The organism is Buttiauxella agrestis (assembly GCF_900446255.1).
GTDB lineage: Bacteria > Pseudomonadota > Gammaproteobacteria > Enterobacterales > Enterobacteriaceae > Buttiauxella > Buttiauxella agrestis.
Genome location: NZ_UIGI01000001.1, coordinates 104,205 through 120,844 on the forward strand (window position 1 = coordinate 104,205; position 16,640 = coordinate 120,844).

Sequence of the window (16,640 nt, forward strand, 5' to 3'; positions counted from 1 at the left end):
ACTGCTTTACCCCCGCTTTGCAATGGTTAATTTTAGCGCAATCGTTCACGTGACTTGCGCGAGATTTTACCGGGCGTAAACTATCGCGGTTTGTTAAATCCGAGACTGCTGATGACCGATCTTTTTTCTAATCCTGACCATACGCTTGATGCCCTGGGCCTGCGTTGCCCGGAACCGGTAATGATGGTGCGTAAAACCGTGCGTAGTATGCAGCCTGGCGAAACCCTGCTGGTGATTGCTGACGACCCTGCCACTACCCGTGATATTCCCGGTTTTTGCCTCTTTATGGAACACGAACTGCTCGCCAAACAAGTGGAATCATTGCCTTACCAGTACTTGCTGCGTAAAGGCCAGTAATTCCGCCCCGGCCCTTGGCTCCTGCTTTGGGCTTCTGAACCCTTTTTGCATCTGACCTGAACCCCAATTTCATTTTTTGTCGCTTTTTGTGAAGTGCTTCACCCACGCTTTTCTCCACGTAGTCTAATTTTTAAACGACAAATTAAAACATTGTTTTACTTCTTACCCCACATCTCTACCTCTGCTGGAGCGACACAATGAAGAAGACCTTTCTGCCTGCTTTTGCTGGTTTATGTCTGTCTACCGCGTCAGTTTTGTTTGCGCAATCTGCTTTCGCACAAGTGATAAAAGCCGCTGACGTTCACCCGGAAGGGTATCCAAACGTGGTCGCAGTTCAGCACATGGGCGAAAAACTCAAACAAGAAACGAACGGCGATTTAGAAATTAAAGTGTTCCCAAGCGGTGTGTTAGGGGATGAAAAACAGATGATTGAACAGGCGCAAATGGGGGCAATCGACATTATCCGTGTTTCGATGGCACCCGTTGCGGCGATCCTGCCTGATGTAGAAGTCTTTACCCTGCCGTACGTGTTTCGCGATGAAGACCATATGCATAAAGTGATCGACGGTGATTTGGGCAAACAAATCGGCGACAAGCTGACCAACAACCCGAAATCCCGCCTGGTGTTCCTCGGCTGGATGGACTCCGGTACGCGCAACCTGATTACTAAAAATCCGGTAGTGAAACCCGAAGATCTTAAAGGGATGAAAATCCGCGTTCAGGGCAGCCCAGTTGCGCTGGCAACACTCAAAGATATGGGTGCAAACTCCGTCGCGATGGGCGTGAGCGAAGTGTATAGCGGGATGCAAACCGGGGTTATCGACGGTGCTGAAAACAACCCGCCAACCTTTATTGCCCACAACTACATGCCGGTCGCCAAGAACTACACCCTGAGCGGCCACTTCATCACGCCAGAAATGCTGCTTTACTCCAAAGTGAAATGGGACAAATTGACGCCTGACCAACAGCAAAAAATCCTGAAGCTGGCTCGTGATGCGCAAATGGAACAGCGCCAATTGTGGAATGCCTACAACACACAAGCGCTGGAAAAAATGAAAGCCGGTGGTGTTCAGTTCCACGAAATCGACAAGGCCTGGTTTGTAAAAGCGACAGAGCCAGTCCGTAAAGAGTACGGCGATAAGCATCAGGAATTGATGAAAGCCATTGCTGACGTTCAGTAACTTTTGGGGCCGTGGAGGTTTACTTTATGTCGCAACGCTACTCTGACTTGATGGATAAAGTTTATTTGCTGGCGATGATTGTCGCCGGGCTGTCGCTATTGGTGATGACAATCATTATTCCGATTGGGATTTTCTCGCGTTATGTGCTGAACCGTGGGGAATCCTGGCCGGAACCGGTGGCGATAATCTGCATGGTGACCTTCACGTTTATCGGCGCGGCGGTGAGCTACCGCGCCGGTTCCCACATCGCTGTGAATATGCTGACAGACCGTCTGCCGCAGGCCGCGCAGACGTTTTGCGCGCGCCTCGTCGACTTGCTAATGCTGCTGATTTCGCTGGTGATGTTCTATTACAGCTTCTATCTGTGTGCGGATTTATGGGAACAGCCTGTTGCCGAATTCCCGCTTCTCACGTCCGGTCAAACCTATCTTCCGCTGCCTGTGGGTGCGATTTTGATGATTCTGTTTGTTGTTGAGCGATTACTGTTCGGCTCTCAAGAGAACCGCCCAATAGTGTTGCTGGGTAATCACGGCTAAGGTCAGGGGATAACATGGACGCATTTATATTATTAGCAACGCTTGCGGTGCTACTCGCGGTGGGCATGCCCGTAGCCTTTGCTGTTGGGCTAAGCGCCATCGTCGGAGCGCTATGGATAGATTTGCCGCTGGAAGCGATCATGATTCAAATTACCAGTGGGGTGAATAAATTTACCCTGCTTGCGATCCCGTTCTTCATTCTGGCGGGCGCGATAATGGCAGAAGGGGGGATCGCCCGTCGCCTGGTCAACTTTGCTTATATCTTCGTGGGCTTTATTCGCGGCGGGTTGTCGCTGGTGAATATCGTCGCTTCTACGTTCTTTGGTGCGATTTCCGGATCGTCGGTTGCAGATACGGCTTCCATCGGCAGCGTGATGATCCCGGAAATGGAGAAAAAGGGTTATCCGCGTGAATACGCTGCGGCAGTGACTGCGAGCGGATCGGTGCAGGCGATTTTGATCCCGCCAAGCCATAACTCGGTGATTTATTCCTTGGCGGCAGGCGGCACGGTTTCTATTGCCACGCTGTTTATCGCCGGTGTTCTGCCGGGATTATTACTCGGTGTATCGCTAATGGTCATGTGTCTTGGCTTTGCCCATAAACGGGGTTATCCAAAGGGCGAACGTATTCCCTTCAAACAAGCGGCGAAAATTTTCTTCGATGCGCTGTGGGGTTTGATGACGGTTGTTATTATCTTGGGCGGGATTCTGACCGGGGTATTTACTGCGACAGAATCGGCGGCGGTGGCCTGTGTTTGGGCGTTCTTCGTCACCATGTTTATCTATCGCGATTACAAGTGGAACGAATTGCCGAAGCTGATGTTCCGTACGGTAAAAACTGTCTCTATCGTCATGATTTTGATTGGTTTTGCGTCAGCTTTCGGCGCGGTAATGACTTACATGCAGTTGCCTTCACGTATCACGGAATTCTTCACTTCTCTGTCTGATAACAAATACGTGATCCTGATGTACCTCAACATCATGTTGTTGTTGATTGGCACGTTGATGGACATGGCACCGATTATCCTGATCCTGACGCCAGTATTGCTGCCGGTGACTAATTCGCTGGGCATCGACCCGGTGCATTTCGGTATGATCATGATGGTGAACCTCGGGATTGGCCTGATAACGCCGCCAGTCGGTTCGGTGTTGTTTGTGGCAAGTGCGGTGAGTAAACAGAAAATCGAAGTGGTGGTGCGAGCGATGCTACCGTTCTACGCCGTGTTGTTGGTGGTGCTGGCAATGGTGACCTACATTCCGGCCGTTTCTCTGTGGCTGCCGCATGCGTTGGGTATGACGAGCTAAAAGCCCTAAGATAACCCTCACTCAAGCCGAGTGAGGGTTAGATAAAGAGTGCCGGAGAAATACCGAAACGTTGAGACAGTTTTCTGATGTGCTCTGTAGTGAGTTGCCGCTCGCCGCGTAAAACGCGGGAAACCATCGATTTACTACCAATCTCTTGTTGAAAATCACTTTGATTCAATTGGTGCTGATCCATCAGGGTTTTCAACACCGCAATACCAGGTGGCAGCACATCCATTTGTTCACGAAAGGCGATGACTTCAGGCAAGGTGTTTTCGTATTGAGAAATTTTTAGGCTGAGTAGATCCAGCAGTGGGCTGGTCGGGTCGTTCAGCAGCAGATATTCCATCAGTTCCAATGCTTCGGAATACTCTTTTTCGCCAGCGTTCCCCGCTAGAAGCGGCACGGCAGCTTTCAACGCTTCGGTGGCTTTCAGTGCATCTGCTATCATCTTTTCTTTCCTCGATGGGTTTCGGTAAACCTCAGATAATCGGCATGGGTCATGATGTCGCGAACGTAAAATTTCTGGCTTTCAAAAAATATTAACGCGATCAAACGCAACTCATTGCGGGAGATGTTAATGACGTAGTGCATGTCGAGATACTTGAAGTTATCGAGTGTTGGGTAAATTTTCCTGAGCGATTCAGGAGTTGGGAAATGCCCTTTTTCAATAATCCGCGCCAGCATCAGCAGTTCTTGTGAATGCTGCGGAAATCGTTGGCTGGCTTCGCTCAGGGCTTTGAGTGAGATCAAGTGCATACTTCTTCCTGAAGTTGACTATCTGGCAACAAAACAAATATAGGCGAGAGGTTGCCAATTAGTCAACCTCTCGCGGTGAAGTGCCATTGTCATGCGTGATCATTTTTCTTGCCAGCAGCGCACTACAAATGCTCGAGCTTTCACGCAAATTAACGTCTTCGCAGCAACCGCAACGCATTCGCTGTAACCAATGCGGTCGCGCCGGAATCGGCTAACACCGCCAGCCACAAACCGGTTATGCCCAGTAATGTTGTCACCAGGAAAATCCCTTTCAGCCCCAGCGCGATAGTAATGTTCTGGCGAATGTTGTTATGCGTGGCGCGCGCAAGGCCAATCATGCCAGCCAGTTCCGTCAGGCGGTTGTGCGTCAGCGCGGCATCGGCGGTTTCGAGCGCCACGTCGGTGCCACTGCCCATAGCGATACCGATAGTTGCGGCTTTCATGGCCGGAGCATCGTTGATGCCGTCGCCAACCATCGCCAGTGGCGAGCGGGCGTTGAGTTCGTTAACCGCGCTGACTTTATCGGCTGGCAATAAGCTGGCGCGGTAATCCATCCCCAGCTCCTGAGCGATTACAGCCGCAGCCCGTGGGTTATCACCGGTCAGCATCACGCTCTGAACGCCAATATCATGCAGTGCTGCCACGGCGGCCTTAGCGTCGCTGCGTAAAGTATCGCGCAGGGCCAGAACGCCGATTAATTTGCCTTGCTGAATTGCGGCAATGACCGTTTGACCCTCGGCCTCAAGCTCGGTGATGCGTGTCTGCCACTGCAAATCGAGAACATTTTCCGCGAGTTTTCCCGGTGCGCTCAGGAGTACGGTTTCGCCGTTGATGGTGGCTTCTACGCCAATGCCTGCCAGCGCCCGGTTCGCGCTGGTTTCAGGCAGCGTCAGCCCGCGACTTTGTGCTTCACGCACAATCGCTTGCGCCAGCGGGTGCGATGACCCCTGTTCGACGGCGGCAGCGACGGCCAGCAGGTCGTTTTCGAGCCGCTCGCCGTTCACTTCAATGGCCGTTACCTGCGGCTTGCCTGCGGTCAGCGTGCCGGTTTTATCAAATGCGATATGCTGAATTCTGCCAAGACGCTCAAGAGCCGCGCCGCCTTTAATTAACGCGCCACGGCGTGCTGCTGCCGCAAGCCCGGAAGTAATCGCCGCAGGAGTAGAAATCACCAGTGCACATGGGCAACCAATCAGTAACAGCGCCAGCCCTTTGTAGATCCACTCGCCCCAGCTTTGCCCGAATAACAGCGGCGGGATAACAGCGGCAAGCAGCGCAATCGCCATAATAATCGGCGTGTATATCCGGCTGAAACGGTCAATGAAACGTTCAATTGGCGCGCGGCGTTCGTCAGCTTCCTCAATTAAACGCAGGATGCGGTCGATAGCGCTGTCGCCCGGTTCAGAAATGACTTCGAGCTGAACCAGTCTGTCGACGCTGGTGCTGCCCGCCGGGACTTTTTCGTCTTTCTGACGTTCGACCGGAATCGACTCCCCGGTTAACGCACTTTCATCGAAACTGGCAAACGGAGATAACAGGCGGCCATCGGCGGGTAAACGCCCACCGGCTGCGACTTCAATCACATCGCCAGGGCGCAAATCGCCCACCGCGACAGTTTCGCGTTCGTCATTACGAATGCGCGTGGCGACTTCGGGTTTAAGAGCCATCAGTGCGCTTACCCCACGGCGTGCGCGGCTGGCGGCGTAAGATTCGAGGCGTTCACCAATTAAGAACAGCAGCAGCACCATCGCGGCTTCGGCTGTCGCACCAATAAACAATGCACCAATGGCGGCTACGCTCATCAACGTTTCGATGGCAAACCAGTTGCCGCTGCGCATCAGTCGCACGGCCTGGCGGGCAATCGGCCACAGGCCAACCAGCGTGGTAGCGATAAACGCGATATTGCCGAATGGGTGGTTAAACTGCTCAAGACCCCAGCTCAATGCCATCATCACAATCAACAGAATGAGCGGCAAATTTTCGCGCAGGGAAGAGGTTTTTGGCGCGGGCGCGGTGCTGTTTCTCAGGTTGTAACCTGCCGCTTTCACCGCTTTTTCAACATCCTGACGGATATCACTCTCGGCGGTGACCAGCAGCTTTTGCGTGGCGAACAATACCTGGACGCGCTGAACATCGGCCAGTTGTTTCACCGCGTTTTCAACTTTGCGAGCGCAGGCCGCGCAATCCATGCCATCGACCAGCCAGCTATAACGCTCGCCAGGCTCTGTAACGGTTTGCGTTTCCACAGGAGGTACGGCTTCGCTACAGCAGTCGTTACCGTGACAGGCATCGGTTTTTATCGGCAACGGACTGAGCTTTGCTTTAGCAAATTGCGGTGGCTTTGGGGAGTTGAGCATGTGCCCTCCTGGGTAATGATAATGTTCTCATTACCCATGTTACTCTCTGGAGTTGACTCCAGAGTCAAGAGGGGAATTTGAGGGGCGGTAAATACCGCCCGTAAGGTCAGATATACAACGCGCGGACAATCATAAAGTGCCCGGCAAAATAGCAGGCTGCGGCGATGGCGCTGTCGCCGGTGAAGCGGCGGCGGTAATGGCTTCCCAGCCAGACAATATTGCCTAACAGCAACAGCGTTGCGCCGCTAAAGGCCGAGAAATTTGGGCGCGTCGGCAGGTAAAAGTAAAGCTCACCTGCCAGCCACACCATCACCAGCGTCATGCCGATAAACGTCATAATCGGCCAGCGGAACGTTTCGAGACGCGTCCAGATAACCGCAACCAATAAGGCTCCTACAACCAGCAAAACCAACGGTAGCGGCCAGAAGAAACTGAATGTCATCTGGCTGGCGAAATAGAGGGTGTAGAGCAGGTGCGAGAGGAAAAAAGCCCCGATGGCGTACAGCATGCGCTGGGTTGGTAGCAATGTGAGCGCATCGCCGAGTAGCGTTGCCAGCAGGCCGGCGACAATCAAGTAGCCCGTTGCGTTAAACATGGGCGCTTGCCAGGCCAACAGTAATAAAAGCAAAAGGGTGACAGGCTTGAACACCCAGCGTTGCCAGGTTGGCCCACGGTAGGAGGCGTCAACGTACAGCCAGCCTGAGAAGAATACTGCGATAAATGACCAAAGCATGGCGTGTCCTTTTGTACCCTTCATACTTCAAGTTGCATGTGCGTTGGCTTTCCTCGCTCACCCCAGTCACTTACTCAAGTAAGCTCCTGGGGATTCACTGTGTCGCCGCCTTCCTGCAACTCGAATTATTTTGGGTAAATATGAGTTAATCTGCCGTTTTTCTTAAGTCTAGTGGTCAATTGCGACTGATGACAACGTCCAGAGCGGCAGGGTATTCTTAAAAGTGCCTGACAATTCGAGATAAATCCATGAGTAAAATGCCCCTTTTCTTCATCGCCGTTGTGGCGATTATCGTCGTGGCAGCGTCGTTCCGCTTTGTGCAGCAGCGCCGCCAGAATGCGGAAAATGATGCAGCACCTCTGATGCAACGAAGCGTGCTGGTGGCGACAAAACGTGAAACACCCAACAACGATCGGCGCTCGCGCCAACGCCAGGTGACGCCAGTTGAAGATACGATGCGTTATGAGATTTGGTTTCGCCCACAAAGTGGCGGGCTGGATCTGAAAATGCGTGTGACGGCTGAACAGTATCACTCGATGAGTGTCGGTGACGCGGGGACTTTGCAGTATAAGGGGACGCGGTTTGTAGGGTTCGTCCCCCAATGATTATTTGCCCTGGCGGAGTTTCTTCTGCCAGACCAGCAGTTCAAATACGCCAAAGATGAAAATTTTAATCTGTTGAGCGCGACTGAGCGGCGGGCTGCCTTTTGGCTGAGTCGATTTTAGCAGCGCCAACTGCATGCCGTGCATCAACACGGTGAAGATCAGCGCGACGTTAACGAAGATATTTAGTGGGCGCGGGAACGGGTGGAAAATATTCAGTAACAAAAACGCCCAGACGCCGAGCATGAGCAAGCGGCCGATATTGATCAACATGATGCTGTTCCTTAAATTTCGCGGCTAAATAAACGGTAAGCGACCTGGCCTGCGACTTTTTCACGGTGCAGTGACCAGCTTGCCGGTAGCGCAGGCATCCCGTTTTCTACTTCGCTTTCAACGTAAATCAGCGCTTCGTCTGCTAACCAACCATTGCTCTCAAGCAACGCTAACGTCTCGTCCAGCAAGCCTTTTCTGAACGGAGGGTCAACAAACACAATGGTGTGTGGCTCGCCGGGCTGCGCCAGGAAATTGAGCGTGTTGGTGTTCACAACCTTGGCGTTAGCCGCTTTCAGCGTGACGAGGTTTTTTTGCAATTGCTGTGAAACGTTGCGATCCATCTCGAGCAAAGTGGCACGGCTGGCGTAGCGCGATAACGCTTCTAGTCCTAATGCGCCGCTCCCGGCAAAGCAGTCTAATACGGTGGCATCGACCATTGAGGGCGCCAGCCAGTTAAACAGGGTTTCACGGACTCTGTCCGTTGTAGGACGCAAGCCAGGGCTGTCTGGTACAGGCAGTTTACGGCCGCGCCATTGGCCGCCAATAATGCGAATCTGGCCGGTGCCAGTAGATTGCGGTTTTTTCATGAGACTCACTGCGATGCAATTTCTTGCCGTCTAGTGTAACGGTGTGTGTAAGGCGGGGAAAGTGATAGACTAAGGCATTCATTAGATAATTATTTTCAGTGCCCGTGGCATGCTCAATCGGGCCTGTGCCATGAATTAACAGCGAGGAGTGTGTTCGCAAATGGCGAAAGAGAAAAAACGTGGCTTTTTTTCATGGCTAGGCTTTGGCCAGAAAGAGCAGGCTTCTGAACAAGAAACAGAACAAAAAGTAGCAGAAGAACAACCGGTTGCCGAAGAAGTTGTTGAGCAAATTATTGAAGCTGAACAACCGCAAGCGCTTGAAGAAACTGCACAACCAGAAGAAGCTAAGCCTGAAATCCAGCCAGAAATCCTGACTGTAGAAGAGCCTGTCGCGCTTGCTAAGCGCGATGAACCCGAAGTCTTCGCAGAAGAAATGGTCGAAGTCACCGAAAAGCTCGTTGAGAGCGAAGTGGTGGCGGCTGAACCGGAAATCATTCCAGAGCCAGAGCCAGAAGTTACCGCGCAAGTTGCTGTAGAACACGAAGAGCTGCTGGTTCCTGAAGACGTGGTTCCTGAAGACGTGGTTGCTGAAGCTGAACCGCTGCCAGAAGAGTGGCAGCCGGAACAAGAGCCTGTTGTTGCGGTAGTTGAGCAAGAAGTTGAAGTTATTGAAGATGTTGTCGTAGAAGAAAGACTAGAAGAACTTGCTGAAGAACTCCCGGTTGCTGCCGTTATCGCCGAAGAAGTGGCGGAAGAGCAGCCAGCAGAAGAAATCCAGCAGGAACAAGAGCGTCCAACCAAAGAAGGTTTCTTCGCACGCCTAAAACGCAGCCTGGTTAAAACGAAACAGAACCTCGGTTCCGGATTTATCAGTCTGTTCCGTGGCAAGAAAATCGACGATGATCTGTTTGAAGAACTTGAAGAGCAGTTGCTTATCGCCGATGTGGGCGTTGAAACAACGCGCAAAATCATCACCAATCTGACAGAAGGCGCGAGCCGTAAAGACCTGCGTGACGCGGAAGCGTTGTACGGTCTGCTGAAAGAAGAGATGGGCGAGATTCTGGCGAAAGTCGATGAGCCGCTGAATGTTGAAGGCAAAACGCCATTCGTTATTCTGATGGTTGGTGTCAACGGCGTGGGTAAAACCACCACTATCGGAAAACTGGCGCGTCAATTCCAGCAAGAAGGCAAATCTGTAATGCTGGCGGCGGGCGATACCTTCCGCGCGGCGGCAGTAGAACAATTGCAGGTCTGGGGCCAGCGCAACAATATTCCGGTTATCGCTCAACATACCGGTGCCGATTCTGCTTCCGTGATTTTTGATGCGATTCAGGCCGCGAAAGCGCGCAATGTCGATGTGCTTCTGGCCGATACCGCTGGGCGTTTGCAGAACAAAGCGCACCTGATGGAAGAGCTGAAGAAAATCGTTCGCGTAATGAAAAAGCTGGACGAAGATGCACCGCATGAGGTTATGCTCACCCTCGATGCCAGCACCGGGCAAAATGCGATTAGCCAGGCTAAATTATTCCATGAAGCCGTTGGATTGACAGGCATTACGCTCACCAAACTGGATGGGACAGCCAAAGGCGGCGTGATTTTCTCCGTTGCCGATCAGTTTGGTATTCCGATTCGCTACATTGGCGTCGGCGAGCGTATTGAGGACTTGCGTCCGTTTAATGCGGGCGATTTTATTGAGGCACTTTTTGCCCGAGAGGATTAACCATGATTCGCTTTGAACACGTTAGTAAGGCCTATCTCGGTGGGAGACAAGCGTTGCAGGGAGTCACCTTCCATATGCAACCTGGCGAGATGGCTTTTCTGACCGGTCACTCTGGAGCCGGGAAAAGTACCCTGCTTAAGCTTATCTGCGGTATTGAGCGGCCAAGTGCCGGAAAGATTTCGTTCAGCGGCCATGATATTAGCCGCCTCAAGAGCCGCGAAGTGCCGTTCCTGCGCCGTCAGATTGGTATGATCTTCCAGGATCACCATTTGTTGATGGACAGAACCGTTTACGACAACGTGGCGATCCCGCTGATCATCGCGGGTGCCAGCGGTGAAGACATTCGCCGCCGCGTGTCTGCGGCACTGGATAAAGTTGGCCTGCTCGATAAAGCGAAGAGTTTCCCTATTCAACTTTCAGGCGGCGAACAACAGCGCGTGGGCATTGCTCGTGCGGTGGTGAATAAGCCTGCGGTATTGCTGGCGGATGAACCGACCGGTAACCTTGATGATGCGCTCTCGGAAGGGATTCTGCGTCTGTTCGAGGAGTTTAACCGTGTGGGCGTAACGGTTCTGATGGCGACACACGATATGGGGCTGATTTCCCGCCGTAATTATCGCATGTTGACGTTAAGTGACGGCCATTTGCATGGAGGCCTGGCAGGTGAATAAACGCAGCGCGCTCAATCACATAAAGCGCTTCAGCAACAAGCTGGATAAAATCAACTCGCTGAATAAGTTAGGGGATTTAGGTCGCTCGGTGAAAAAACGCGGCAAAGGGCCTCAATCGAAAAGCAAATCCCTCAAGGGCGGTGTGAACGAACAGTTCCGCTACGCCTGGCAGGGGGCTGTTCAAGATTTACGCAGCAAGCCTTTAGCCACTTTCCTGACGGTCATGGTTATCGCCATTTCTCTCACACTGCCAAGCGTGTGCTACATGGTTTACAAAAACGTAAATCAGGCCGCCACACAGTATTATCCTTCGCCGCAAATTACCGTTTATCTCGACAAAGCGCTGGATGACAACGCCGCGCAGCAAGTGGTGGGTGCGATTCAGGCAGAAGAGGGCGTCGATAAAGTTAACTATTTATCACGTGACGAAGCGCTGGGCGAATTCCGCAACTGGTCGGGCTTTGGCGGCGCGCTGGATATGTTGGAAGAGAACCCGTTGCCTGCGGTTGCCGTGGTGAATCCGAAACTGGATTTCCAGACCACAGATCACCTGAACACTCTGCGTGACCGTGTCGCTCGTATTAACGGTGTCGATGAAGTGCGCATGGATGACAGCTGGTTTGCGCGTCTTGCCTCGCTGACAGGTCTGGTAGGGCGTGTTGCTGCGATGATTGGCGTGCTGATGGTTGCCGCGGTGTTCCTGGTGATTGGTAACAGCGTGCGCCTGAGCATTTTTGCCCGCCGCGACTCCATCAACGTGCAGAAACTGATTGGTGCGACGGATGGATTCATTCTGCGCCCGTTCTTGTACGGCGGTGCGTTATTAGGCTTTAGCGGGGCGTTTTTATCGCTGATTTTGACCGAAATTCTGGTGTGGCGTTTGTCATCTGCTGTGACCGAAGTGGCGCAAGTATTTGGCACAAAATTCGATCTGACGGGCTTAGGTTTCGACGAATGCCTGCTGCTGCTGCTGGTTTCATCCATGAGCGGCTGGTTGGCTGCGTGGATAGCAACAGTACAACATTTACGTCGTTTTACCCCAGAGTAAAAATTTTTTGATATACTAGTCCCCTGCTACGAAGTACCTATCAGCAGGGGACTCGTTCCCACCTCGGTAAGCGTTTCTCCTGCCATGTTTCATAGCTCTGTCACATTTTGTGTGCAATCTATGCACAGCTTTACACGGAACTTGTGGATAGCATCACTGTCTGAGTTTACTGTGGGTGGTACGGTTTGGCGCTTGACGTGGAGTCAGGTGTGGCACTGTGTAGCAACCTGTACGTTAGTCTCTAAGAGAGGGTTTGAATGACCAAAGAAATGCAAAATTTAGCTTTAGCCCCTGTTGGTAACCTGGAATCTTATATTCGGGCCGCTAACTCCTGGCCGATGTTGACGGCTGAGGAAGAGAAGGAGCTTGCTGAAAAGCTGCATTACCAGGGCGATCTGGAAGCAGCGAAAAGGCTGATCCTGTCTCACCTGCGCTTTGTTGTTCATATCGCTCGTAATTACTCGGGCTATGGCTTGCCGCAGGCTGACTTGATTCAGGAAGGTAACATCGGCCTGATGAAAGCGGTGCGCCGCTTTAACCCGGAAGTGGGTGTCCGCTTGGTGTCCTTTGCTGTGCATTGGATCAAAGCTGAAATTCACGAATACGTTTTGCGTAACTGGCGTATTGTGAAAGTGGCAACCACTAAAGCACAACGTAAGTTGTTCTTTAACCTGCGTAAAACTAAGCAGCGTCTGGGTTGGTTCAACCAGGACGAAGTGGAAATGGTCGCCAACGAGCTGGGTGTTTCCAGCAAAGATGTCCGTGAGATGGAATCTCGCATGGCGGCGCAGGACATGACGTTCGACATGGGCAACGACGACGATTCAGACAGCGCGCCAATGGCTCCGGTGCTGTTCTTGCAGGATAAGTCTTCTAACTTTGCCGATGGCATTGAAGACGACAACTGGGAATCGCACGCGGCTGATAAACTCAGCGATGCCATGTTGGGGCTGGATGAACGCAGCCAGGATATTATCCGTGCCCGTTGGCTCGATGAAGACAACAAAAGCACGCTGCAAGAACTGGCCGACCGTTATGGCGTTTCTGCCGAGCGTGTGCGTCAGCTTGAAAAGAACGCGATGAAAAAACTGCGCATGGCCATCGAAGCGTAAGTTCTTCCGTCAGATAAAAAACCGCCTTCCGGGGCGGTTTTTTTATGCCCGTCACTTTCCCATTCTTATTGTGAAAAAATTGTTATTCCAAAAACCGCAAATTCGGGTATGTTTTTAACTCTGAGTGCGGCGAAGGCACACGCGGTATTCGTAAACCAAAAATAAAACCGTGCCAAAACAACACAACAAATACCAATCACAACAAGAATGGGGATTCTCAGGATGAACATGAAGGGCAAAGCGTTATTGGCTGGTTGTATTGCACTTGCGATGAGCAACGCAGCATTTGCGAAGGATATCAAAGTAGCGGTAGTTGGGGCGATGTCTGGCCCGGTTGCTCAATATGGCGACCAGGAATTTACCGGTGCAGAACAAGCAGTTGCGGATATTAATGCCAAAGGCGGCATCAAAGGCGACAAACTGGTTATCACCAAATATGACGATGCTTGTGACCCGAAACAAGCCGTGGCGGTCGCCAACAAAGTGGTTAACGATGGCATCAAATACGTTATCGGCCACCTGTGTTCTTCTTCCACTCAGCCTGCGTCTGATATCTACGAAGACGAAGGTATTCTGATGATCACCCCTGCGGCTACAGCGCCTGAGCTGACTTCGCGCGGTTACAAATTAACAATGCGTACCACAGGACTGGACTCCGATCAGGGCCCAACGGCTGCGAAATATATCCTTGATCATGTGAAACCGAAAAACATCGCGGTGATTCATGACAAACAACAGTATGGCGAAGGCCTGGCGCGCTCCGTTCAGGACAACCTGAAAAAAGGCGGCGCTAACGTGGTGTTCTTTGACGGTATCACCGCAGGTGAGAAAGACTTCTCCACGCTGGTGGCACGTCTGAAGAAAGAGAGCATCGACTTCGTTTACTACGGTGGCTACCACCCTGAAATGGGCCAGATCCTGCGTCAGTCTCGTGCAGCAGGCCTGAAAACTCAGTTCATGGGTCCAGAAGGTGTAGCGAACGTTTCATTGTCTAACATTGCTGGCGAATCTGCTGAAGGCCTGTTAGTCACCAAACCGAAGAACTACGACCAGGTTCCTGCGAACAAACCGGTTGTAGATGCAATCAAGGCGAAGAAACAAGATCCAAGTGGCGCATTCGTATGGACAACTTACGCAGCACTGCAATCACTGGCGGCGGGTCTGAACAAGTCAGAAGAACCAGCTGAAATCGCTAAATACCTGAAAGGCGCAACGGTTGAAACTGTAATGGGTCCGTTGAGCTGGGATGAGAAGGGCGATCTGGAAGGCTTTGAGTTTGGCGTGTTTACCTGGCATGCCAACGGTACTGCGACCGACGCCAAATAAGCATTAAAATACCCACTCTCAAGGAGTGGGTATTTTTTGGTGGATGACGCTGGCGCTTATCCACCCTACGCAAACCTGGCCCGTAGGTCGGATAAGCGCAGCGTCATCCGACGCATTCATATCACTTCTTCCAGCCACCACTCTGAACTTCAAACCCAACCGCCTGCATAAACGCCGTCATCACATCACGGTCTTCCACGCCTGCATCGCTCATCCACCAACCGGTGATGTCAGGATTATCGCGAATCACTTCTTCGACCAGATACTGCCCCACGCCACGGCGACGGGTGATTTCTCGTACCCGCAGCGAATCCAGCGTGGCTTCATGGCCCGCAAGCGTAACGCGCACCGCGCCGAGCAGTCGCTCATTAAATTTTGCCGCGTAAATTCTGTGGGTATCACTAAGCGTAAGCGAGGCGCTGGAATATTCCGGCCAGATCTTAGCGAGATCGATCTCATCCTGGGCACTACACTCAAACAGACGAATGATGGTGAGTTTCATAAGCGAGCTAACCAAAAAGCGGGAAAACCCCGAGTGTAACCAATTTATTTGCGCCAGACGCTTTCTCTTTTATCTGTCATATACCAGACGATTAATTTTCGCGTCAAACATATGCCAGTTCGATAAATGGCAGATTGAAAAATGGTCAGTATAAAACCCTAAAACCTAGTGATTTATTCCGCTCTTTGTATCGCTATTTTATGCTGAAAAAGCTGCTTTTTTTTGTTTATCTCTTAGCAAATACAGAATAATATCTTTGCTTAATAGCCTGAAAAATAGAGAGTTTAGCCTTAAAAATTGTAAATTTTAACGCTAAACCCTTAAAGGCACTCATAAAAATGGTTAAAGGCTAAAAAACGTTCAGTTTGTTTTTTGCCCAAAATAAAACCACAAATCACGAACAGGAATTGGATCTATGAAAATGAACGCGAAGACATTACTCGCTGGGGTTATTGCGCTGGCGGTGTCTCACGCGGCAACCGCAGCTGATATCAAAGTTGCCGTTGTTGGTGCTATGTCTGGCCCGGTTGCGCAGTGGGGCGACATGGAATTTAACGGTGCTCGCCAGGCAATCAAAGACATCAATGCAAAAGGCGGCATCAAAGGCGACAAACTTGTCGCGGTTGAATACGACGATGCTTGTGATCCGAAACAAGCCGTAGCGGTTGCCAACAAAATCGTTAACGACGGTGTGCGCTATGTCATCGGCCACCTGTGTTCTTCTTCCACTCAGCCAGCGTCTGATATCTATGAAGATGAAGGCATCCTGATGATCACCCCGGGTGCGACTAACCCAGAGCTGACGGCTCGCGGTTACAAAATGATTATGCGTACCGCAGGCCTGGATTCTTCCCAGGGTCCAACGGCGTCTAAATACATCCTGGAAACCGTAAAACCACAGCGTATCGCTATCATTCATGACAAGCAGCAATACGGTGAAGGTCTGGCGCGTTCTGTACAAGACGGCCTGAAGAAAGGCGGGGCGAACATCGTCTTCTTTGACGGCATTACTGCGGGGGATAAAGACTTCTCCACGCTGGTGGCGCGTCTGCAAAAAGAGAACATCGACTTCGTTTATTACGGCGGCTACTACCCAGAAATGGGCCAGATCCTGCGTCAGGCACGTGCCGTTGGCCTGAAAACTCAGTTTATGGGTCCAGAGGGTGTGGGTAACGCATCGCTGTCCAACATCGCGGGCAGCGCGGGCGAAGGCATGTTAGTCACCATGCCAAAACGCTATGACCAGGACCCAGCGAACAAAGCTATCGTTGATGAACTGAAAACTGAGAAGAAAGACCCAAGTGGCCCATATGTCTGGATCACTTACGCAGCGGTGCAGTCTTTGGCGACAGCACTTGAGCGTACTGGAAGTGCAGAACCTGCTGATTTAGTAAAAGATTTGAAAGCAAACGGTGCGAAAACCGTGATTGGGCCGCTGAACTGGGATGAGAAAGGCGATCTGAAGGGATTTGATTTTGGTGTCTTCCAGTGGCATGCCGACGGTTCGTCTTCTGTAGCGACGAAATAATAGTAGCGGCAACTCTGGGTCATCCCACTTCTCCGGCGGCTATGCGC

At 51.7% G+C, this 16,640-nt stretch carries 18 protein-coding genes; 11 read left to right on the forward strand and 7 right to left on the reverse strand.

All coding sequences use genetic code 11. The annotated features are described in order from the left end of the window. Positions 1 to 111 precede the first annotated feature (111 nt). The 4 genes from tusA (at position 112) to DY231_RS00495 (ending at position 3,378) form a co-directional block, all read left to right on the forward strand. Positions 112 to 357: a sulfurtransferase TusA gene (tusA, locus tag DY231_RS00480; protein WP_115626888.1), complete on the forward strand. Its 246-nt coding sequence runs from the start codon at positions 112 to 114 to the stop codon at positions 355 to 357. Between the two features lie 197 nt (positions 358 to 554). Then, positions 555 to 1,538, forward strand: coding sequence for a TRAP transporter substrate-binding protein (locus DY231_RS00485; RefSeq protein ID WP_115626889.1), 984 nt, complete (start codon positions 555 to 557; stop codon positions 1,536 to 1,538). Between the two features lie 26 nt (positions 1,539 to 1,564). After that, positions 1,565 to 2,074: a TRAP transporter small permease gene (locus tag DY231_RS00490; protein WP_115626890.1), complete on the forward strand. Its 510-nt coding sequence runs from the start codon at positions 1,565 to 1,567 to the stop codon at positions 2,072 to 2,074. Between the two features lie 14 nt (positions 2,075 to 2,088). Beyond that, a complete protein-coding gene (locus DY231_RS00495; protein WP_115626891.1) occupies positions 2,089 to 3,378 on the forward strand; it encodes a TRAP transporter large permease in 1,290 nt (429 codons plus the stop codon). Between the two features lie 37 nt (positions 3,379 to 3,415). Here DY231_RS00495 and DY231_RS00500 read toward each other — a convergent pair whose 3' ends face one another. From DY231_RS00500 to DY231_RS00515, 4 genes are all read right to left on the reverse strand, one after another. Continuing rightward, complete coding sequence (locus DY231_RS00500) at positions 3,416 to 3,826, reverse strand: helix-turn-helix domain-containing protein (RefSeq protein ID WP_115626892.1); 411 nt, start codon at positions 3,824 to 3,826, stop codon at positions 3,416 to 3,418. Continuing rightward, on the reverse strand, positions 3,823 to 4,134 hold the full coding sequence (locus DY231_RS00505; RefSeq protein ID WP_115626893.1) for a type II toxin-antitoxin system HigB family toxin: 312 nt from the start codon (positions 4,132 to 4,134) through the stop codon (positions 3,823 to 3,825). Before DY231_RS00505 ends, DY231_RS00500 begins: the two co-directional genes overlap by 4 nt. Before the next feature lie 149 nt (positions 4,135 to 4,283). Continuing rightward, a complete protein-coding gene (gene zntA, locus DY231_RS00510; RefSeq protein WP_115626894.1) occupies positions 4,284 to 6,491 on the reverse strand; it encodes a Zn(II)/Cd(II)/Pb(II) translocating P-type ATPase ZntA in 2,208 nt (735 codons plus the stop codon). A gap of 106 nt (positions 6,492 to 6,597) precedes the next feature. After that, entirely contained in the window at positions 6,598 to 7,224 is a 627-nt protein-coding gene (locus tag DY231_RS00515; RefSeq protein ID WP_034499542.1) for a lysoplasmalogenase, read from the reverse strand. A 248-nt stretch (positions 7,225 to 7,472) separates the two neighbouring features. Here DY231_RS00515 and DY231_RS00520 point away from each other — a divergent pair, with 248 nt between their 5' ends. Further along, positions 7,473 to 7,829: a DUF2500 domain-containing protein gene (locus DY231_RS00520; RefSeq protein ID WP_115626895.1), complete on the forward strand. Its 357-nt coding sequence runs from the start codon at positions 7,473 to 7,475 to the stop codon at positions 7,827 to 7,829. On the opposite strand, the gene DY231_RS00525 is transcribed toward DY231_RS00520, so the two are convergent. Both DY231_RS00525 and rsmD read right to left on the reverse strand, forming a co-directional pair. After that, positions 7,830 to 8,099, reverse strand: coding sequence for a DUF1145 family protein (locus tag DY231_RS00525; protein ID WP_034460527.1), 270 nt, complete (start codon positions 8,097 to 8,099; stop codon positions 7,830 to 7,832). It lies immediately after the preceding gene. Positions 8,100 to 8,110: 11 nt separating this feature from the next. Further along, positions 8,111 to 8,686 carry a 16S rRNA (guanine(966)-N(2))-methyltransferase gene (gene rsmD, locus DY231_RS00530; RefSeq protein ID WP_034499538.1) on the reverse strand — a complete coding sequence of 192 codons (576 nt, stop codon included), beginning with the start codon at positions 8,684 to 8,686 and terminating at the stop codon, positions 8,111 to 8,113. A gap of 160 nt (positions 8,687 to 8,846) precedes the next feature. On the opposite strand from rsmD, the gene ftsY reads away from it, so the two are divergent. From ftsY to DY231_RS00555, 5 genes are all read left to right on the forward strand, one after another. Then, positions 8,847 to 10,406, forward strand: coding sequence for a signal recognition particle-docking protein FtsY (gene ftsY / locus DY231_RS00535; protein ID WP_115626896.1), 1,560 nt, complete (start codon positions 8,847 to 8,849; stop codon positions 10,404 to 10,406). Positions 10,407 to 10,408: 2 nt separating this feature from the next. Further along, entirely contained in the window at positions 10,409 to 11,077 is a 669-nt protein-coding gene (gene ftsE, locus DY231_RS00540) for a cell division ATP-binding protein FtsE (protein ID WP_034499534.1), read from the forward strand. Next, positions 11,070 to 12,125, forward strand: coding sequence for a permease-like cell division protein FtsX (gene ftsX / locus DY231_RS00545; protein WP_034499630.1), 1,056 nt, complete (start codon positions 11,070 to 11,072; stop codon positions 12,123 to 12,125). Before ftsE ends, ftsX begins: the two co-directional genes overlap by 8 nt. A gap of 257 nt (positions 12,126 to 12,382) precedes the next feature. Next, on the forward strand, positions 12,383 to 13,237 hold the full coding sequence (rpoH, locus tag DY231_RS00550; RefSeq protein WP_034499532.1) for an RNA polymerase sigma factor RpoH: 855 nt from the start codon (positions 12,383 to 12,385) through the stop codon (positions 13,235 to 13,237). Positions 13,238 to 13,459: 222 nt separating this feature from the next. Then, entirely contained in the window at positions 13,460 to 14,563 is a 1,104-nt protein-coding gene (locus DY231_RS00555; RefSeq protein ID WP_115626897.1) for a branched-chain amino acid ABC transporter substrate-binding protein, read from the forward strand. Between the two features lie 121 nt (positions 14,564 to 14,684). On the opposite strand, the gene panM is transcribed toward DY231_RS00555, so the two are convergent. Then, on the reverse strand, positions 14,685 to 15,065 hold the full coding sequence (panM, locus tag DY231_RS00560) for an aspartate 1-decarboxylase autocleavage activator PanM (RefSeq protein ID WP_115626898.1): 381 nt from the start codon (positions 15,063 to 15,065) through the stop codon (positions 14,685 to 14,687). Between the two features lie 415 nt (positions 15,066 to 15,480). Here panM and livK point away from each other — a divergent pair, with 415 nt between their 5' ends. Continuing rightward, positions 15,481 to 16,593, forward strand: a complete 1,113-nt coding sequence (gene livK, locus DY231_RS00565) for a high-affinity branched-chain amino acid ABC transporter substrate-binding protein LivK (protein WP_115626899.1) — start codon at positions 15,481 to 15,483, stop codon at positions 16,591 to 16,593. Positions 16,594 to 16,640: the final 47 nt, after the last annotated feature.